This window comes from Bradyrhizobium sp. STM 3843 (genome assembly GCF_000239815.1).
Classification (GTDB): Bacteria; Pseudomonadota; Alphaproteobacteria; order Rhizobiales; family Xanthobacteraceae; genus Bradyrhizobium.
The window spans coordinates 18567-38633 of the sequence record NZ_CAFK01000214.1 but is presented as its reverse complement, the minus strand read 5'-3'; the positions used below and the strand labels follow the sequence as shown (position 1 = coordinate 38633).

The window sequence follows — 20067 nt, the reverse complement described above, 5'->3', positions numbered from 1 at the left end:
TCAGTAGCGGTTGGCGATCGGCAGCTCTTCCGCCGGGAACAACGTGATCACCTGGCAACCCTTGTCGGTGACCACGACCTCCTCCTCGATGCGCGCCGCGGAATAGCCGTCGGCCGCGGGACAATAGGTCTCCAGCGCGAACACCATGCCGGTCTTGATCTCCATCGGGTTTTCCAGCGAGACCAGCCGCGAGATGATCGGCCGCTCGTGCAGCGCAAGCCCGAGGCCATGGCCGAACTGCAGGCCAAACGCGGCCATCTCCGAAGGAAAGCCGAACTCCTCCGCCTTGGGCCAGACCTTTGCGACCGTGTCGGTCGAGACCCCCGGCTTGATCAGGGCGATCGCGTTGTCGAGCCATTCGCGGCAACGCTTATAGGCATCGTGCTGGACCGGCGTGGCGCGACCGACATTGAAGGTGCGATAATAGCAGGTGCGATAGCCCTGGTAGGACTGCAGGATGTCGAAGAAGGCCTGGTCGCCGGGACGCAGGATGCGATCGGTGAAATTGTGCGGATGCGGGTTGCAGCGCTCGCCTGAGATGGCGTTGATCGCCTCGACGTCATCGGACCCCATCTCGTAGAGCATCTTGTTGGCGAGCGCGACGATGTCGTTCTCGCGCACGCCGGGTTTCAGATGCTCGTAGATCGAATGATAGACGCCGTCGACCATGGCGGCAGCCTGGTTCAATAGCATGATCTCGTCGATATTCTTGATCTCGCGCGCGTCCAGCATCACCTGCTGACCGTCGACCACTTTCATGCCGGCCTTCTGCAGTTCGAAGAACATCGCGGTCTCCGCGAGGTCGACGCCGACCGGCATGTCGGCGACGCCGGCGGAGCGCAGCAGGCTCATCACCTCTTCGGCGTGCGCCTTCATCAACCCGACCGCGGGCGGCACGGTGCCGCGCATGCCGAGCATGCCGGCGCGGCAATTCTCCGGCGCCAGCCAGTCGCAATAGATGCGGTGATGCACGGCCGCCGAGCCGAAATCCCACACGATCGGCTCGCCGTCGCCGGCCAGCAGCGCAAAGCGGCAGAGCTTATCGCGCTCCCATTCGCCGATCTTGGTGCCGGAGACGTAACGGATGTTGTTGACGTCAAACAGCAAGAGCGCGCCGCAGCCGGAGGCCTTCAGCGCTGCACGCGCCCGCGCCAGCCGGTAGCGGCGCAGCCGGTCGAAATCGACGCGACGCTCGAAATCCACCGAGACGTGACCGTGCGAGGGGATCGCACGACTCCAGCGCCAGTGTGGATCGAGATGTTCGGGGCTGACGAGATGCGGCTTGAGCGCGTTGGCGGCCATGTGCGGATCTCCGGCTTGCAATCGATTGCAACACGGGGTTTATTGCAGGTGGCCGAAGCCTGTCAAGGCGACGGGCGAGACAAACGTCGCTGCGTTGCGACATGAAGACACGCATATGAAGCGGAACCCGGTGACATCGGCACGAAGGCGCGCAGCACATGCCGGCACATCGCGGCCGACCATCAAGGACATCGCCGAACGTTGCGGCGTGCATCCCTCGACGGTGTCGCGCGCCCTGAGCCCCGCCATGAAGCACCTAGTGGCGGACGACGTGGCCCGGCGCATTCACGCCGCCGCCAATGCGCTTGGCTATCGGCTGAACACCGCGGCGCAAGGCCTGCGCACCGGCCGCAGCGGACTGATCGGCGTGCTGGCGCCCGACATCGCCGACCCTGGCTTTCCGCCGATCCTCTCCGGCATCGCCGAGCAGCTCAATGCGAGCGGCTATGCGACGATCGTCGTCGACATCGGCACTGACGGCTCGCAGCAGGAGTTTGTCGACCGATTGATCGCGCGCGGAGTCGATGGCCTCGTGCTCGGCACGGTCGGCTTGCGCGACGCAATCGTGAAACATTGTCTGGATGCGGCGCTCCCGGTCGTCCTTGTCAATCGCGTCGATGCCGGCGCGCGACTGCCGTCGGCTGCGAGCGACGACGAAACCGGCATGCGGCTCGCGGTCGAACATCTTGTTGGTCTCGGTCATCGGCGCATCGCCCACATCGCAGGACCCTCGAGCGTCTCGACCGGCGCCCAACGTCGGGCCGGGTTTGAGGCGGCAGCGAAGGATGCGGGGCTGCCATCGCCGGGCATCATGATCGAAACAGCCGAGACCTATACGCGTGAGGCCGGGCGCCGGGCAGCGCTGCAACTGCTCGACCGCAAGACGCGGCCGACCGCGATCGTCGCGGCCAACGACCTGTTGGCGCTCGGTGTCTATGACGCGCTCGCCGCGCGCGGGCTTGAGTGCCCGCGCGACATCTCGGTGGTCGGGCATAACGACATGCCGTTTGTCGACATGGTCGCGCCGCCGCTGACCACCGTGCGCATCGCGCAGCGCGAGATGGGCGAAGCCGCGGCAAAGCTGTTGCTTGCACGCATTGCAGATCCCGCCGCCAAGCGCGCGCACATCGTGCTGCCGCCGAGCCTGATCGTGCGTGGCTCGACGGCGCCGCCGCGCTGAACTCGTCGCAGGCGCTAAAGGGACGCGCTGCTTTCCGGCGCGACGCGGGTGATCACCTGCCCGGCGGTGGCGCCCTGGTGCGCGCCCTGCCACCAGGTCAGGGCGCCGTTGACGATCACTGCCTCGATGCCGGCCGCCGGCACGCAGGGCGCGTCATAGGTCGCGGTGTCACGGACGGTCGTGGCATCGAAGATGGTGAGATCGGCGTGGTTGCCGATCGCGATCGTGCCGCGTTGCTTGATCCCGAAATTCTTCGCGGTCAGTCCGCTCATCTTCCAGACCGCGGTCTCCAGCGGGAACAGCTCGAGCTCGCGGCAATAATAACCGAGCACGCGCGGGAACGTGCCCCACAGCCGCGGATGCGGCCGTTCGCCGAACGGCAGGCCGTCGGAGCCGATCATGGTGGGCTCGAACGCCAGGATGTTCTGCACGTCGGCTTCATCCATCGAGAAGTAGATCGCCGAGGCCGGCTGCAGCCGCTTCGCTGCCTCCAGCCGATCGACGCCCCATTCGGCGGCGATGTCAGCGAGATCGCGCCCGGCCATTTCGGGATGCGGCTTCGAGGCGGCAACGACCACCTTCACCTGCAACTTGGCGGGATCAGTGTGCAGCATCGTCGATGAGGCATTATAGGGATAGCAGTCCAGCGCGACGCATTGGCATTGCATGGCGCCGCGGAGCATGGGCAGCGTGAACTTGGACTTGCCGAAATTTGCCGGCCCGGCCAGCTTGTGATGCGAGATCACGACCGCCACGTCGAGCGCCCGGCCGATGGCAAAGCTCTCTTCGAGCGACTCGGCACAGCGGTCCGCCTCGTTGCGCATATGCGTCGCATACACCGCGCCGGTTCCGGTCAAAGGACGGCAGACCTCGATGATCTCCTCAGTCGGCGCGGCTTCCGCGGGCGGATAATAGGTCCCAGTCGAGACACCCAAGGCGCCTGCATCCAGCGCCTCCTGCACGAGTGTGCGCATCTCGGCGATTTCAGCATCCGTGGCCGCGCGATCGAGATCGCTCATGACGGAGGCGCGGAGCGCGGTGTGTCCTGCCATCGGCGCCACGTTGACCGAAGCCGGCGTGGCGCGCAGCGCGCCGATGTACTCGGCAAAGGTGGCGAACTCGGTGTTCCGACCGTCGCCAGAGGCGAGCAAGCCCAGCGGCATCGGCCGCGACGTTCCCGGCTTGAGCGGCGCAATGCTGACGCCGCAATTGCCGGTGACGACCGTGGTCACGCCCTGCGAGATCTTGCAGACCATCTGCGGGTCGAGCAGCACCGCGCCGTCATCATGGGTATGGGAGTCGATGAAACCGGGCGCGACGATCTTGCCGTCAGCCTCAATCGTCCGCGCCGCCGGCTTGCCAGCGAGATCGCCGATGGCGGCAATCCGTCCGTCGCAGATGCCGACATCTGCCGCGAAGCGCGGCGCCTTGGTGCCGTCAATGACCGTACCGCCGCGGATGAGAAGATCGAAAGCCCTGGCCTGCCCGCTGGACGTCTGTTCAGTCCAACTTGGCTCAGTCCCAGCTAGTTCAGTCCGCGTCTGTTCAACCGTCCTTTTAGCCATGGGCCCTCGCGCCAGCACCTTCTATGACATTCGTAACTTAGCGTTCGCATGTATGGCGACAAGACGCTGTCTTGCGAACGTCCGAAGTCACGAATTTCGGAAAAGTGATGAGCGCGATCCAGTGGGACGGTTCGAAAATCTGCTTCAGTATCACGGTTCAGGCGCGTCAACCGAATTTCGGAACCAAACGGCGCCAGAAGAAAGAACTTCCAGCATCCTTTGATTCCGAAGTTCGCTTGCGAGATCGCTGAGAACTGAAGCGAACTTCGGACTCAGGACACTAGCGGCCCCGGATCAGCGCGTCGACGCATGAAACGCCAGCGCGACCGAGGCTTATTTCTTCTTCTTGGACTTGGCCTTCTTGCCGCCCTTCTTGGCCCCCTTCTTCAAGGCGGCCAGGCCCTGATTGGCGTTCTTCAGAGCGTCCATCAGGTCCTCTTTTTGAGCTTCCAACAATTTCTGCAAGGCTTCCCGTTCCTCGTCGGACAGGGCACTGAAATCAATATATTTGACAAAGCCCATAGTAACCTCTTTCCTTCGGCTCGTGGTTGCCGGTTGCAACGGCGCGCACTCTTGCCCGACGCAAGCGAACAATCAAGATCGATTGCGCGGGACTCACAGGCGCGCGTCCCGGTTCGTCTTCACGAACCGGTCATGCCGCCCGGCGGGCGAGCAAGCGTGCCAATGACGTCTGGGGTCCCGCCGCTGCATTCTCGAGGATGGCGCAGAAATCCGCGACCCACTGCACCATCGTGCCGGCCTCGAACAGATCGGCCTTGTAGCCGAGCGCCCCCGTGATGCCCGACGGCCGCTCCTTGAGCATCAGACTGAGCCAGGTCTGATTGACGGGTAGCACCGGCTGGCCTTCGCGGAAAATATCCCCGAATGGCTTCACCGCGACATCAGCGAGTTTCAGCGGTTGCCGCAGCGGATTTTGCAAGGTGCAATAGACCTGGATCAGCCCCGCGGGATCGATACCCTCCTCTTCCGCCAGGCGCTCGGCGAGGATTTGGAACGGCAACTCCTCCCGGGCATGGGCGTCGAGCACAGCGTGGCGCACCCGACCGAACGCCTCCGCAAACGACAGTTCGGGCGTGAGCCGGCTACGGATGATCACCGTGTTTTCCAGCGGACCGACCACGCGCTCCGCCCCTGGCCGCACACGATTGGCCATGGAGGTGGCGATGCAGATGTCCTGTCGCCCGGTCCGCATCAGGAGCAATGCATTGAGCGCGGTCAACAAGCCCATGAACAGCGTCCCGTTCTGTGTTCTGGCGAACGCCTCCAACGGTTTGATCAGGCTTCGCGTCAGCTGGACGGCTTCATGGCTCGTGCGCGCGCCAGGCCGCGCCGCGGCGCCGCCCTTGTCGCGGCCGAACATCGGCGTTGCGCCGCGCAGCGTCTCGCGCCAATCGCGTAGCTGCGCCGCGGCCTCAGGGCTTGCGCACCATGCACGCTGCTGCCGGGCGAGATCGGCGAAGGCCGGCGCCAGCGGGACGCGCGGCTCATGTGCCGGCACGGACAAATAGGCCTGCGTGATCTCCTCCAGCAGGAGTCCGATCGACCAGCCATCGACGACCGCGTGATGGAAGGTCAACAGCAGCACATGATCATCGGCTCCGAGCCGCAACAAACGCGCGCGCAGCAGCGGCGCCTGGCTGACGGCGAATGGGGTCCAGGCCTCCTGCTGTGCCATCAGCTTCGCGGCGTTCAGCCGCAGCCGCTGGCTCGCAGCGTCGTCCACCTCTGCCGAGCCATCGGCAAGATCCTCCACGGACAGCAGTCTCCGCACCTGATCGGCAGCCATGAGTGTGGCCTGAGGCTCGTCGTCGCTCCAACCGAAGCCGGTGCGCAGGGCATCGTGACAGCGCACCACCTCGGCGAGACCGCGCGCGAGCGCGTCGACGTTCACACGCCCGCGAAGCCGAAACGCGAACGGCACGTTGAACTGCGGCAAGCCAGGAAGCGCGCGCTCCATTCTGATCATCTGCGCCTGCGCCATCGATATCTGCGGTCCCCGATCCTCTGCGAGTAGCGGAGTGGGCAGCGGCGGCTGGCCCCTCTCGGCGCGAGCCTGATCGATCCGCTGCGCGAAAGCCGTCACAGTCGGCGCCTCGAACAGGACCTTCATCGGCAGCGACAGCCGCAAGGCGCCGGCGATCCGGGCCATGACCTGGCCGGCCAGCAAAGAATGCCCGCCGAGCTCGAAGAAATTGTCGGTCGCACTGATGCTGCGCCGCTTGAGCAGCTCGGCCCAGATCTCGCAGACGAGCTTCTCGGTCGCGTGACGCGGCGCAATCGACACCGGGCCTTCCGGGGCATCTGCGATCGGCCGCGCCCGCAAGGCCGCGCGATCCAGCTTGCCATGCGCATTCAGCGGCATGGAATCGAGAAACAGGAAAGCTGCCGGAATCATGTAGCCAGGCAGCTTCACCTTGACGAAGCTGCGCAGCTCGCTCGCGGTCAAGCGGCTTTCAGAAGCGGCCACGATGTGCGCGATCAGCCTGACGTCGCGGTCCGCTCCGCCATGCGGCTCGACGATCGCATGACGCACTAGCGGATGGTCGAGCAGGACCTGCTCGACCTCCTGCAGCTCGATCCTCTGGCCGAAGATCTTCACTTGGCGATCGATGCGACCGAGGCATTCGAACGTGCCGTCCGCCCGCTGGCGGCCGAGATCGCCGGTGCGGTAGAGCCGCGCACCGGGATCGCCCGAGAACGGATCCGGCACGAAGCGTTCTGCCGTCCGTACGGAATCGTTGAGATAGCCGCGGGCGACACCGGCACCGCCGACGCAGATTTCGCCGACCACGCCGATCGGCACCGGCTGAAATTGTCCGTCCAGCACGTAGAGCTGCGTGTTCGGCAGCGGCCGACCGATCGGCACGGCGCCGCCGGGCTCCGGCGCAGACATCATGCGATGCAAGGTGACATCGTCGGAGCATTCCGAGGCGCCGTAGGCATTGACCAGCGGAATCCCAGGAAAGCGCGCGAACCAGCTGCGGCAAAGATCGGCGGTGAGCGGCTCGCCCGTCGCGATCACGATGCGCAAGCCGGACAGCGCGCGCGCCACCGCCTGCTCCTCGGCTCGCTCGAGCAGTGCGCGGAGCAGCGACGGCACGATCTGCAGCACGGTGATACCCTGCGCCTCGACCTCCTGCGCGAGCAGAGCGGGATCCCTCACCACCTCGGTAGCGCAGACATGAACGCGGGCGCCGGCCATCAGCCCGGCCAGGCATTGCCACACCGCGATGACGAAACTCTGTGGCGCCGTCTGGGCGATCACGTCACCAGACTCCAGGCCAAACGCGGCGATCAGCGACCCCAAATGGTTTGCGAGTCCGCGCCGTTCGATCAAGGTGCCCTTGGGCCGGCCCGACGAGCCCGAGGTGTAGATGACGTAGGCAAGACTGGCCATCGCACGGCTCGGCAGCGGAGCGCGATCCGACGGCGGTCTCGCGGCCATGTCCTCGATAACAGCAACGCATGGCCGGGCCGCGACGGCAAGTTGGTCCATCACAGGCCCCAGCGCCGCGGCCTCGTCGCGCGACGCCAGGATGAAGGCGGCGCCGCTGTCCTTGAGCATATGCGCAACACGCGCCGCGGGCTGCGCAGGATCGAGACAGAGGAAAGCCGCGCCGGCGCGGTGCACACCCAGCATCGCTGCAATCAGGTTCGGCGTGCGCGCGCTCCAGAGGGCGACCACCGCTTCCGGCCCGAAGCCTTCGCTGGCGAGCCGATCGGCTATTGCGGTGCTGGCAGCATCGAGCTCGCGATAGCTGAGCTGCCGCCGAGCGTCCGACAATGCGATCGCCTCCGGATGGCGCGCGGCCTGTGCCGCCAGGCGCGCCGATAGATCGCTTTGAGCTGCGAAATCGATCCGCGGTCCCGACCCGCGCTCCAGGACGTCGCGCCGCTCCGATGCAGGCAGCATCTGCAGCTGCGCGATCGGCGCACCGGGATCATCGAGAATGGCCTGAAGCAGCGTGTCGAGCTGCGCCGCCATCCGCGCGATCGTGTCGGCTTCGAACAGATCGGTGCTGTATTCGAGAAAACCCGAATAGGTTTCCCCGGCATCGTTGAGCTCGAGCGTCAGATCGAAGCGCGAGATGCCGGGATCGACATCGAGGAGTTCGACCGACAGGCCGGGCAACGTCGGCGCTATGGTCGTGGCATTCTGCAGAATGAACATGACGCGAAACAGCGGCGCCGCATCCTGGCTCCGCAGCCGCGACGCGGTCCGCAGCACCTCCTCGATCGGCAGATCCTGGTTGCGGTAGGCGTCGATCGTGACCCCGCGCACGCGGGTGAGCAGCTCACGGAAGCTTGGATCGCCCGACAGGTCGGTTCGCAGCACGATCGTGTTGGCGAACATGCCGATCAGCCGCTCGATCTCGACCTGGTTGCGGTTGGCGATCAGGGAGCCGACGGCCACATCCGCATGGCCGGTAAGGCGATAGAGAAGGCACTGGAAGGCCGCGAGCAATGTCATGAACGGCGTCACGCCCTGCTCACGGCAGAACGCGCGGATCCGCTCCGACAAAGCTTGCGGGACAATCAGATGATGGCGGGCGCCCTGCCCGCTCGACTGCGCCGGGCGCGGATGATCGGTCCGCAGCGGCAACATCGTCATGCCGTCAAGCTGCGCATGCCAACAGGCCAGCTGCTGCTTGGCCGTGCGCGTGCGCAGCCAGCTCTGCTGCCAGGCAACGAACTGGCGATATTGAATCGCAGGCGCTGCAAAAGTTTCGGGCGCAAGACCACGTTCCGGTGTGAGGCCGCGGCGGGACGCGTAGTACGCTCTGAGCTCGTCCCAGAACAGACGCTGGGACCAGCCGTCGGTTGCCGCATGATGGATGCTGACCACCAGCGCGTGATCGTTCTCATCGAAACGAAACAGCCAGGCCTGAAATGGCGGCTCCTGCGTAAGATCGATGCGCCGTCGCATGATGTGCAACACGTCGTTGTGCAACACGCCGTCGCGGTCGGCCGGCGAGGTGCCGCCGCGCGCGACGCGCAGCAGCTGTGCCGGCGCAGGCTGCACGATCTGAACCGGGCGACCGCGCCGCTCGGAGAACGTGCTGCGCAGCGTCTCATGGCGCGCGCTGATGTCGGCGATGCTGGCCTGAAGCGCCGCACAGTCGAGCGGACCTTTGAGCCGCACCGCTTCCACAACGTTATAGTGGCAGCCGGTCGGATCGAGATTGCTCAGAAAGCGGATTCGCTGCTGCTGGAAGGATAGCGGTGCTGCGGCCTCATCGCCGACCGGCACGCGCCAGCGGGGCGCGGCAACATCGCGCCCTCGCTCGCCCGTCCGCAGGCGCGTCGCGAGCGCGGCCACGGTCCGCGCGTCGAACACATCCTGAAATGAAAGACTGGCCCGGAGCTGGTCGCGTACGCGCGACAGGAATTGCGTCACCAGAATGGAGTCGGCACCGAGCGCAAATACATCCTGATCGACGCCGAGCTCGCCGCATTCGAGCAGGCCGGCCCAGATGGCGGCGAGTTGCGTCTCCTCCTTCGTCCGCGGTGTCGCAGAGCCCACTAGGCGCGCGGCCGGAGCCGGCGCCGCAAATGTCCCTGCCAGGACACTCCGCTTGAGCTTGCCGCTCGCCCCTTTCGGCAGCGCCGCCGCAAAATGGATCACGCTTGGCACTTTATATCCGGCGAGTTGCGTACCGGCGAACTGCCGCAACTGGTCCGCATCGACCGTTGCACCTGGCTTCGGCACGATCGCCGCAGCGACCGCCTCGCCAAGCCGCGGATGCGGCATGGCGAAAGCGGCAGCTTCCAGAACCGCGGGGTGACGGAGCAGAGCCTGCTCGACCTCTTCCGGTGAGACCTTCTGCCCGCCGCGATTGATGATCTCCTTGATCCGGCCAACGATAAAGAGATATCCGTCCGCATCGAGATAGCCGAGATCGCCGGTCCTGAACCAGCCATCGCGAAACGCGGCGGCGGTCGCGGCAGGATCATCGCAATAGCCGCGCGTCATCGTCGGTCCGCGCAGCATGATCTCGCCGCGCTGCCCCGCCGGAAGAGTCCGGCCCTGCTCATCCATGATCACAATTTCCGGTCCGGCAGGCCGCCCGACCGACCCGACCTTGCGCAGCTCCAGCGGATTTGCCGCGATCTGGGACGCGCCCTCGGTCATGCCATAGGTCTCGACGACAGGCACACCGAACAGCGCTTCCAATCCCTCCAGGACCGCTGGCGCCAGCGAGGATGATGCCGAGCGGATGACGCGCAGTGAACAATCCCGAACGGATTCCGGCTCGCGCTCGGCCGCAGAGAGCAGCGCCCGGTGGATCGCCGGCACCGCCGTGTACCAGCTCGGCTTCAGCGTGCGCAGGCAAGCAAGGAAGCTTTGCGGATCGAAGCCAGGCGTGCAGATCACGCTCGATCCGGCGCTCAGCGCGGTCAGCACGCCCGAGATGAGGCCATGCGCATGGAACAAAGGCAGCACGTTGAGCAGGCGATCCTCGCCTGTCAGCCGCAACACAGCTCCTGCATTATAGGCCGAACGACAGATGTTGTCGTGGGTCAACGGAACCAGTTTCGGCCGCGAGGCCGTGCCCGATGTCAACAAGATGAAAGCGTCATCCTCGGCCGCAGCCGCACCCGCCGCCACCGGGGCCCGGATCGGACGACCGGACAACACGAAACCGACACGGCCCGCCGGCGCAATATCAATGACCGGAATCCCCAGCGTGTGCGCGACGCCGCGGCTGACGGAGGCCATATCCGCTCGCGTCACCAGGGCGGAAAGCCTGAGATCGGCGAAATAGCGCAGCAGCTCGTCGGCCGTGAAATCCGGATTGACGGGAACGCAGACCGCGGCTGTAGCAACGGCAACCAGGGCCATCGCGTTCTCAGGGCCGCGCGGCAGCACGACCGCGAGCCGGTCGGCAGGGCCGACACCCAGTCCGCGCAGATCGCGCATGACGTCAGACGTCAGTGTCCAGAGTTCGGCATAGCTGACGGCCGCTCCTGTCGGCCCCAGAATCGCCGCACGATCGGGACTCATTGCTGCATGATATTGCAGAAGAGCTCCAATGCTCGAAAACAACGGCGTGTCGCCGGACTCCGATCCTGGGGACGGATGAAATTGAATGTCTGGCAATTTCGTGCCTTTTCTGAAAGGGTACGCTATTGTTTTTGACGTTTAGGAAAGTGTCTAGTCCAACGTAGAGTGGAGTCCCCAATTTGTCAGATAATGCGGAGACGATACGTTTGCGACGATACTTGAGCCAGATAGGTTGTTATGCCGAAAGAAGAGCTGAGCCCCGGACGAGGGGATAGTTTGAAGCGTTGGCTCGATAACTTCGGACTTGGCCAATACCACGATCTCTTTGTCCTCCATCGCATCGATCTCGACGTCATACCAGATCTGACCGAAAGCGATCTTGCCGAGCTTGGCGTCCCGCTCGGCGATCGCAAGCGGCTGCACCGCGCAGCGGCTCCCTTGCGCGCGGCCGCCGCCGAGACTCGGAACGACTCCAGGGCGGCGGCGCCGCGCACGACCGTGCTGGCCGAGCGGCGGCAGCTCACCGTCATGTTCTGCGACATGGTGGATTCGACGTCGCTGTCCGAACAGTTCGATCCGGAGGACGTGCGTGAGATCATCTCGGGCTTCCGCGAGACCTGCGTACATGTGGTCCGCAGCTTCGAAGGCTTTGCGGCGCGCTATGTCGGCGACGGCATTCTGGTCTATTTCGGCTACCCGAACGCGCATGAGGATGACGCCGAGCGGGCCGTGCGGGCCGGCCTCGAGATCGTTCGCACACTGTCGATGGCGCGAGAGGAGGAGCCTGCTGGCCAGCCGAGTCACACGCCGGCGGTGCGCATCGGCATTGCGACGGGGCTCGCCGTGGTCGGCGACCTCATCGGCCAGAGCACCGAGGAGCGCGACTCCGCCGTCGGTGAGACGCTGAATCTGGCCGCGCGGCTGCAGGGGCTGGCACCGGCCAACGGCGTCGTCATCGCGCCGTCGACCCAAGCCCTGCTGAAAGGCAAGTTCGACTACCAGGATCTCGGCGTCCACGCGCTCAAGGGGATTTCCGAAAAGATCCAGGCGTGGCGCGTGGTCCGCCCGTCCCGGGTCGAGACCCGCTTCGCTGCGATGGGGCCGCGCCTGACCCGGCTCGTGAACCGCGATGAGGAGCTTGCCTTGCTCATGGGGCGCTGGCTCCAGGCCAGTGAGGGCAAGGGGCAGGTCGTGCTGCTGTCCGGCGATCCCGGCATCGGAAAATCGCGGATCATGCAGGAAATCCGCGAGCGGGTGGCGGGCGAGCCGCATGGGCACGTGTCGTTCCAGTGCTCGCCTTATTATGCGAGCACCCCGTTTCACCCGTTTGTCGAGCAGCTCAAATTCGCGCTCGGTCTTGACTATGATAGTCCAGAGGCGCCGTCGCTGTCGGGTCTCGAGGCGGCGGTCGCTGCAGCCAAGGGCGATGCGGAGCGCGTGGCACCGCTGTTCGCGGCCCTGCTGTCGATTCCGACCGCGGACCGCTATGCTCCGCTCGGCCTCTCGCCGCAACAGCAGAAGGACGCGATGGTGTTGGCTCTGGTCAACCACCTGACCGGCCTCGCCAGCGATCGGCCGCTGCTGGTCGGCTTTGAGGACGTGCATTGGATCGACCCGTCGTCGCTCGAGGTGCTCGATCTTCTGGTCGAGAAGGTCCAGAACACCCGCATTCTCATCGTGATCACCTGCCGTCCGGAGTTTCAGCCCAGCTGGAAAGCCGACCATCATATCGCGATGCTGACCTTGAGCCGGCTCAACCGTGAGCTGCGAACCACCTTGGTCGAACGGGTCGCAGGCCGCACCGAGCTGCCCCGCGAAGTGATCGAAGAGATCATCGTCAAGACCGATGGCGTGCCGCTGTTCCTGGAGGAACTGACCAAGGCGGTGATCGAATCCAACCTGTTGACCGAGAAGCAGGGCCGCTACGTGTTTGCAGGTCCGTGGCGGCAGCTGGCGATTCCGGCGACGCTGACGGACTCGCTGATGGCGCGCATCGACCGCACCGGACCGTTCAAGAAGATCGCGCAGGTCGGCGCCACCATCGGGCGGGAGTTCTCCTACAAGATCCTCCGTGCGGTCGCCGACGCGACGCCCGACCATATCGAAGCGGCGCTCAACCACCTCGAAGAGGCCGGGCTGATCGTCTGCCGCGGCTACCTGCCTGAGGCGACCTACACCTTCAAGCACGTGATGATCCAGAATGCCGCGCATGCCAGCCTCCTGCACAGCGACCGGCGCAAGCTGCATGCAAGGATCGCGCAGGTGCTGGCTGGCCAGTACCCCGAAAAGACCGAGCGGGAGCCGGAGCTGCTCGCCTATCATCTCACCGAATCCGGCCAGAGCGAACCGGCGGCTGGCTTCTGGCTCAAGGCTGGCAGGCAGGCGGCGCAGGCCGGCGCCAATCTGGAGGCGATCGGCCATCTGCGGCGCGGACTGGGAGTGGTCCAGGGCAATCCGCATATGCGCGGCTGCGACGAGATGGAGCTCGAGCTCCGGCTTGCGCTCGGCACCGCGCTGATTGCCGCCAAAGGCTACGCCGTGCAGGAGGTCGAGGAGAATTTCGCCCGCGCGCTCGAGCTCGGCCAGCGCCTCGACGACGACGCCAAGGTGTTCGCGGCAATACGCGGGCTCTGGGTCTGCCACTTCATCCGCGCCGATCTGAGGAAGAGCCACGATCTCAGTGTCGAGCTTCTGAAATTCGCCAGGCAGGACCGTGCCAACCAGACCCGGCAGCGTGCGCATCAGAGCAAGGAATATCTGATCGAGGCGCACCGGGCGATCGCGATGACCATGCTGTATCGCGGCCGTTTCACGGCGTCGCATCACCATCTGCAGCGCTGCATCAATCTTTACGGCACCGATCTCTATGACGATCTGCGCGAGCGCCACGGCATCGATTCCGGCGTCGTGTCGCTGTCCTATCTCGGCTATCTCCTGTGGTTCCTCGGCCATCCCGACATGGCGCGCAAATATAGCGAGCGGGCGATTTCGATCGCCAGCACGCTCCGCCATCCCTTCACCTTGGCCTTCGCCTGCGAGTTCGGCGCCTATCTGTGCCAGCACCTTCGCGACGTGGAGGGCACCATGCGACACGCCGAGCGCGCCTTCATGATCTCGTCCGAACATGGCTTCCTGCACTACAAATATCAGGCCAGCATTCTCAAGGGTTGGGCCGCGGCCGAGCTCGGCGAGATCGACGACGGACTGAAACAGTTGCAGTCCGGCCTGGATGCCTATGAGGGAACGGATTCCTGGCTCGCCAGCTGCTGGTTCAGAAGCATGCTTGCCAACGCCTATGTCCGGGCCGGATTGCCCGAAGCGGCGCTCCGCGCGCTGGACGGTGCGCTCGCCATCGCCAGGCGCACCGGCGATCATTTCTTTCTCGCCGAAATCTATCGCCTGCAGGGCGACATCACCTTGATGCAGGGTGGTGTGACGGCGGCGCCAGATGCCGAGGAGCTGTTTGGCCAGTCGCTCGAGGTGGCCCGCGAGCAGAACGCACTGTCTTGGGAGCTGCGCAGCTCCGTCAGCCTCGCCCGGCTGCTGCGCGACACCGGACGGCAGCAGCAGGCCGCAGAGCTGATCCTGCCGGTCTGCCGCAAATTCAGCGAAGGGTTCGAGGTGGTCGACATGATGGACGCGATCCAGTTGATGGATGAGCTCGGTCTGGACAGCAAGGATCAGCCATGGGGCGAGGCGACCGACTGAGCGAGCTCGCCGACGCCCGCCGGCACTATGTCGCGCGCATTGCGAGCCGGGAGCAGATCGCCTCCTCGCGGCTGCTGGCGGCCCTGGAAGCCGTGCCGCGGGAACACTTCCTCCGCAAAGGTCCCTGGCGGATCAAGAGCGAGTTTTCCCGCAACTACACCAAGACCGAGAGCGCCGATCCGATCCATCTTTACGACAATGTGCTCGTGGCGATCGATGCACGGCGGCGCCTGGACACGGGATTGCCGAGCCTGTGGGCGCACTTCATCGACGTGCTCGACATTGCGAGCGGCGAGCGCGTCGTTCAGATCGGCTGCGGTCTTGGCTATTACTCCGCGATCCTCTCGGAGATCGTGGGCCCCAAGGGCAAGGTCCGCGCCATCGAATACGACCCGGCATTTGCCGAACGCGCAAGCGCCAATCTGCGCAGCTATCCGAACGTCGAGATCGTCTGCGGCGACGGCACCCAGGATATCGGGGCCAAGGCCGACGTCATCATCGTCCATGCCGGGTTTACGCAGCCACATGCGGCGTGGATCCGCGGGCTCCGTCCCGGCGGACGGCTGCTGCTGCCGCTCACCGCTCCGTCGCGTGAAGGCACCGTGATTAAAATCAGGCGACTGGACAAGGGCTACCAGGCCGAAGCGATCCGGCGCATCGCGATCTTTCCCGGCCAGGGACGTGGCGGGAGCGCGCTCGACGAGCGGGTGGTCGACTGGTGGGAACAGGCCGCGGCGATCGCGCCGGTGCGCTTTCAACGGATCGAGCACGGACTGCCATGCGGCTGAGCGCGGCAGAGGCGGCGAAGTTGTCGCGGCTCGTACCCACTTTCCGAAATTCGTGCTCCTCCCGGCAACGCAGTCTCACGAACTACGTGACGTCAGAGTCCTCGCAAATCGATGAAGCTCGCGGCGGCTTTGATCTGAAAATCCCTGACGACAATCGTATTACAACGGCAACATTGCAGGCATGCTCCCATGTTTGCGGTGGACTGCCGATACGACGTGCTGGTCTGCAGGCGCGCGAAACGGTAGCTTGATAGGCATTGAGCACCTCGGTTGAGAGCCTGACGTTTTGAGCGGACGTCGCGCAGGGCGAATTGCCGCGAAAGGGATTGCATGATGAGCATGATGGCCGAAACGATATCCGACCGCAGACCAGCTTCGCCGATCGCCCATGTCGTGAGTGCCAGCGTGCTCGGCACCGCGATCGAGTGGTACGACTTCCTGATCTACGGCATTGCCGCAGCGCTGGTGTTCAACAAGCTGTTCTTCCCGGCCTTCGATCCGCTGATCGGCACGATCGCGGCGTTCGGCACCTATGCCGTGGGCTTCGTCGCCCGGCCGATCGGCGGCGCGATCATCGGCCATTTCGGCGACCGGCTCGGCCGCAAGACCATGCTGATGGCGACCTTGCTCATCATGGGCGCCGGCACGTTCCTGATTGGCTGCCTGCCGACCTATCAGCAGATCGGCATCTGGGCGCCGATCCTGCTGGTCGCGTTGCGCTTCATCCAGGGGATCGGGCTTGGCGGAGAATGGAGTGGCGCTGTCACCATGGTCGCCGAACATGCCGGCGATCGCCGCGGCTTCTGGGGCAGCCTGGTGCAGGTGGGATTTCCGGCCGGTGTCGCGGCCTCCACCGCGATCTTCAGTGCGATGAGCGCTCTTCCCGAGGCGAGCTTCCTGAGCTGGGGCTGGCGGGTGCCGTTCCTGGCGAGCATCGTGATGGTCGCGGTCGGCCTGTTCGTCCGTTTCAGGCTGGCCGAGACGCCCGCCTTTCAGGAGCTGGTGCAGCGCGACGAGCGGGTCGCGCAGCCGGTCATCGAGGTGATCAGGCGCGACTGGTGGAGCTTTCTGCTCGCCGTCGGCGTCACGGTTTCCGAGGTCGGCCTTGCCTATCTGCTGACCGTGTTCGTGATCACCTATTCCACCAGCAAGCTGGCGCTGCCGCGCGAGATCGTGCTCAACGCGGTCGTCTATGCTGCCCTGGTCGAGTTTATCACGCTGCCCCTGGCCGGCTGGCTGTCCGACCTCTACGGACGCAGGGCGCTGTATCTGACCGGCGCGCTGACCACCGTCGTGCTCGCCTTTCCGCTGTTCTGGCTGCTCGACACCAGGGACACGACCGTCATCACGATCACGATGATCGTCACGATGACGATGACGCATGCGCTGCTGTTCGGGCCGAAGGCCGCCTTCATGCCGGAGCTGTTCGGCACGCGTGTGCGCTATAGCGGCGCTTCGTTGGGCGCCAATGTGGCGGCCGCGCTCAGCGGCGGCTTCTCGCCTGTCATCGCGACCGCGCTGCTGGTCTGGGCCGGCGCCTCCTGGCCGATCTCGCTCTACATCATCGCGCTGTCGCTGATCAGCGCACTCGCCGTGATAGCGACGCCGGAGACGGCGCGTCGCCCCTTGAAGAGCTGAGAAGTTTCGGCGGCCGTGATCAGCCGCCGCGCTGCGCGAGGAGGCTCCGGTAGAGCTCGGCATATCGGCCGGCGCGATGCCGCCATGAGACGTCGGTCAGCATGCCGTTGAGCTGCATGCGCGGCCAGTTCGAGGCGTTGCTGCGCGACGCGAAGAACGCCGCCGCGGCCCGCCGGATCGCATGGTCGAGATTTTCAGCCGTGACCGGGCTGAAGGTGAAGCCGGTCGCATCACTACCGGCTTCGCTCTCGTCGCGCACGGTGTCCGCCAGGCCGCCGACCCCGGCGACGATCGGGATCGCGCCATAGCGGAGCGCACAGAGCTGGGTCAGCCCGCACGGCTCGAACCGCGACGGCACGACAAGCGCGTCGCAGCCGGCCTGGATCAGATGCGCCAGCTTCTCGTCATAGCCGGTCACGACGCCAATATGGCCGGGATCGGCGGCTGCAGCCGCCGAGAAGCCGTCGCGCAGATCGGCATCGCCGTCGCCGAGCAGCGCCAGCTGCATGCCCCCGCTGGCAAAGGTGGGCAGGCAGGTCAGCAACAGATCGAGCCCCTTCTGCCACGACAGCCGGCTGACCACGCCGAGCAGGAATGCATCCGGCGACGCCCGCAATCCCATGCGCTGTTGCAGCGCAGCCTTGTTCGGCGCCCGCAGCTCCAGGCAGTCGACTCCATAGGGCGAAGCGATCGCAGCGTCGTTCGCGGGATCCCACACCGCGGTGTCGATGCCGTTGAGAATGCCGGACAGATCACTCGCGCGCTGGCGCAACAGGCCGGCCAGGCCCATGCCGTAATCGTCGCTCTGGATTTCAATCGCGTAGGTCGGCGACACCGTGGTGATGCGGTCGGCGAACTGAATGCCGGCCTTGAGAAAGCTGATGTCGCCGTAATATTCGACGCCATAGATCGAGAACGATTCCGGCGGCAGGCCGAGCGGCCCAAGCAACTCGCGCGGAAAGCGGCCCTGGAACGCCATGTTGTGCACGGTCATCACCGTGACCGGATGCGGCTGGTGGCTGTAGAGCAGATAGGCCGGCATCAGCCCGGCCTGCCAGTCATGGCCGTGGACCACATCCGGCACGAAGCCCGGCACGGTGCCGAGCCCGATATAGAACGCAGCACGTGCCAAGGCGGCAAACCGGAAGGCGTTGTCCGGCCAATCCTTGCCATCGGCGCCGACATAGGGGTTGCCTTCGCGCGCGTAGAGATGCGGCGCATCGAGCACGAACAGATCGAGTTCGCCATGCGAGCCGCCGACCAGCCGCGCATTGCCGCCGAAGAAATTCGGCAGCGAGCAGATCTCGCTGACCTCCGCCAGCGCCTTCATCACGGCAGGATAGCCCGGCACCAGGGAACGGACCTCGATGCCCTCGGCCTTGAGCGCGATCGGCAGCGCGCCGGCGACATCGGCAAGCCCGCCGGTCTTCACAGTCGGATAGATCTCCGACGTGACCGACAGCACACGCATGGGACTCATCGATTGAGCCCGTCGATCATCGGCTGGGTGATGAGGGTGACGCCGCTCGGCGTGGTGCGGAAGCGCTTGGCATCGAATTCGGGATCCTCGCCGACCACCAGCCCTTCGGGAATCTGCACGCCGCGATCAACCACCACGTTCTTCAACTGCGCATGGCGGCCGACATTGACGTAGGGCAGCAGCACCGCATTGTGGAGCTTGGAATAGGAATGCAGGTGCACGCCGGTGAACAGCAGCGAACGCTGCACGTTGGCGCCGGAGACGATGCAGGCGCCCGACACCAGCGAGCAGGTCGCCTCGCCGCGGCGGCCATCCTCGTCATGCACGAATTTCGCTGGCGGGGTGATCTCGGAATAGGTCCAGATCGGCCAGGAGCGGTCATAAAGATCGAGCTCGGGCGTCACGTCCGTGAGGTCCAGATTGGCGGCCCAATAGGCGTCGACCGTGCCGACGTCGCGCCAGTAGCTGCGCGGATCATGCTCGGTGCGGACGCAGGAGCGCGTGAACTGATGCGCCACCGCGCGGCCGTTCTTGACGATATAGGGGATGATATCGCGGCCGAAATCGTGGTTCGAATTGGGATCAGCGGCGTCGCGCTTCAGCTCGTCGAACAGGAATTTTGCATCGAAGACATAGATGCCCATGCTGGCGAGCGATGAGTCCGGCTTGCCCGGGATCGGCGGCGGATCGGCCGGCTTCTCGATGAAGTCGCGGATGGTCTCATCCTCGTTCATATGGATGATGCCGAAGCCTGAGGATTCCGCGCGCGGCGTCTCCAGGCAGCCGACGGTCACGTCGGCGCGCTGGTCGACATGCTGCTGCAGCATCAGCTCGTAATCCATCTTGTAGACGTGGTCGCCGGCCAGCACGACGATGTATTTGGAATTGTAGCTCTCGAGGATGTCGATGTTCTGATAGACCGCGTCGGCCGTGCCGACATACCACATGGTCTCGGACACACGCTGGCTCGCGGGAAGGATGTCGAAGCTTTCGTTGCGTTCGGGGCGGAAGAAATTCCAGCCCATCTGCAGGTGCCGGATCAGGCTGTGCGCCTTGTATTGCGTCGCCACCGCGATGCGGCGGATGCCGGAATTGACCGCGTTCGACAGCGCGAAATCGATGATGCGCGACTTGCCGCCGAAATAGACCGCCGGCTTGGCACGGCGGTCGGTCAGCTCAAGCAGCCGGCTGCCGCGTCCTCCGGCCAGCACGAACGCAAGCGCGTGGCGCGACAGCGGCTCGGTTCCGGCGGGTGCCATGTTGTTCCTCCCTGTTTGATCAGCAACGCGCGATCATGTCGCCGGCTGTGAGCCGGTATTCTAGGCGGTCGCTGCCACCCTTAATATGACGGAGGAACAGCCAACCAGTTCCCAAAGCGT

10 protein-coding genes are annotated in these 20067 nt (G+C 65.1%); 4 read left to right on the top strand and 6 right to left on the bottom strand.

Features of this window, described 5'->3' with window-relative positions; genetic code table 11:
* The gene (locus BRAS3843_RS22805; RefSeq protein WP_008971425.1) at window positions 1–1302 is read right to left on the bottom strand and encodes a M24 family metallopeptidase; all 1302 of its coding nucleotides are present in this window, start codon (window positions 1300–1302) and stop codon (window positions 1–3) included.
* 115 nt (window positions 1303–1417) lie between these two features.
* On the opposite strand from BRAS3843_RS22805, the gene BRAS3843_RS22800 reads away from it, so the two are divergent.
* A complete protein-coding gene (locus BRAS3843_RS22800) occupies window positions 1418–2482 on the top strand; it encodes a LacI family DNA-binding transcriptional regulator (RefSeq protein ID WP_083841418.1) in 1065 nt (354 codons plus the stop codon).
* A gap of 14 nt (window positions 2483–2496) precedes the next feature.
* Here the strand turns inward: BRAS3843_RS22800 and BRAS3843_RS22795 are convergent, their stop codons facing one another.
* The 3 genes from BRAS3843_RS22795 to BRAS3843_RS22785 all read right to left on the bottom strand — a co-directional run bounded on the left by BRAS3843_RS22795 (window position 2497) and on the right by BRAS3843_RS22785 (window position 11116).
* Window positions 2497–4047, bottom strand: a complete 1551-nt coding sequence (locus BRAS3843_RS22795) for a D-aminoacylase (protein ID WP_008971423.1) — start codon at window positions 4045–4047, stop codon at window positions 2497–2499.
* A gap of 333 nt (window positions 4048–4380) precedes the next feature.
* The gene (locus BRAS3843_RS22790; protein ID WP_008971421.1) at window positions 4381–4569 is read right to left on the bottom strand and encodes a hypothetical protein; all 189 of its coding nucleotides are present in this window, start codon (window positions 4567–4569) and stop codon (window positions 4381–4383) included.
* A gap of 130 nt (window positions 4570–4699) precedes the next feature.
* Entirely contained in the window at window positions 4700–11116 is a 6417-nt protein-coding gene (locus BRAS3843_RS22785) for an amino acid adenylation domain-containing protein (protein WP_347379586.1), read from the bottom strand.
* Between the two features lie 234 nt (window positions 11117–11350).
* Between BRAS3843_RS22785 and BRAS3843_RS22780 the strand changes: the two genes are divergently transcribed.
* From BRAS3843_RS22780 to BRAS3843_RS22770, 3 genes are all read left to right on the top strand, one after another.
* Window positions 11351–14782, top strand: coding sequence for an adenylate/guanylate cyclase domain-containing protein (locus tag BRAS3843_RS22780; RefSeq protein ID WP_008971419.1), 3432 nt, complete (start codon window positions 11351–11353; stop codon window positions 14780–14782).
* Complete coding sequence (locus BRAS3843_RS22775) at window positions 14779–15570, top strand: methyltransferase domain-containing protein (protein ID WP_035982505.1); 792 nt, start codon at window positions 14779–14781, stop codon at window positions 15568–15570. Before BRAS3843_RS22780 ends, BRAS3843_RS22775 begins: the two co-directional genes overlap by 4 nt.
* 339 nt (window positions 15571–15909) lie before the next feature.
* Entirely contained in the window at window positions 15910–17208 is a 1299-nt protein-coding gene (locus BRAS3843_RS22770; RefSeq protein WP_050886502.1) for an MFS transporter, read from the top strand.
* Window positions 17209–17227: 19 nt separating this feature from the next.
* Here BRAS3843_RS22770 and glgA read toward each other — a convergent pair whose 3' ends face one another.
* Both glgA and glgC read right to left on the bottom strand, forming a co-directional pair.
* Window positions 17228–18688: a glycogen synthase GlgA gene (gene glgA / locus BRAS3843_RS22765; RefSeq protein WP_008971416.1), complete on the bottom strand. Its 1461-nt coding sequence runs from the start codon at window positions 18686–18688 to the stop codon at window positions 17228–17230.
* Window positions 18685–19947 (bottom strand): glucose-1-phosphate adenylyltransferase, encoded by a 1263-nt coding sequence (gene glgC / locus BRAS3843_RS22760; protein ID WP_008971415.1) that lies wholly within the window; start codon window positions 19945–19947, stop codon window positions 18685–18687. The genes glgA and glgC overlap by 4 nt, the downstream gene beginning before the upstream one ends.
* Window positions 19948–20067 lie beyond the last annotated feature (120 nt).

Excerpts from the sequence above, each read along its gene's own strand:
- BRAS3843_RS22805 (WP_008971425.1), bottom strand. The coding sequence starts at position 1,302 with ATGGCCGCCAACGCGCTCAAGCCGCATCTCGTCAGCCCCGAACATCTC.
- BRAS3843_RS22800 (WP_083841418.1), top strand. The coding sequence starts at position 1,418 with ATGAAGCGGAACCCGGTGACATCGGCACGAAGGCGCGCAGCACATGCC.
- BRAS3843_RS22795 (WP_008971423.1), bottom strand. The coding sequence starts at position 4,047 with ATGGCTAAAAGGACGGTTGAACAGACGCGGACTGAACTAGCTGGGACT.
- BRAS3843_RS22790 (WP_008971421.1), bottom strand. The coding sequence starts at position 4,569 with ATGGGCTTTGTCAAATATATTGATTTCAGTGCCCTGTCCGACGAGGAA.
- BRAS3843_RS22770 (WP_050886502.1), top strand. The coding sequence starts at position 15,910 with ATGATGGCCGAAACGATATCCGACCGCAGACCAGCTTCGCCGATCGCC.
- glgA (WP_008971416.1), bottom strand. The coding sequence starts at position 18,688 with ATGAGTCCCATGCGTGTGCTGTCGGTCACGTCGGAGATCTATCCGACT.
- glgC (WP_008971415.1), bottom strand. The coding sequence starts at position 19,947 with ATGGCACCCGCCGGAACCGAGCCGCTGTCGCGCCACGCGCTTGCGTTC.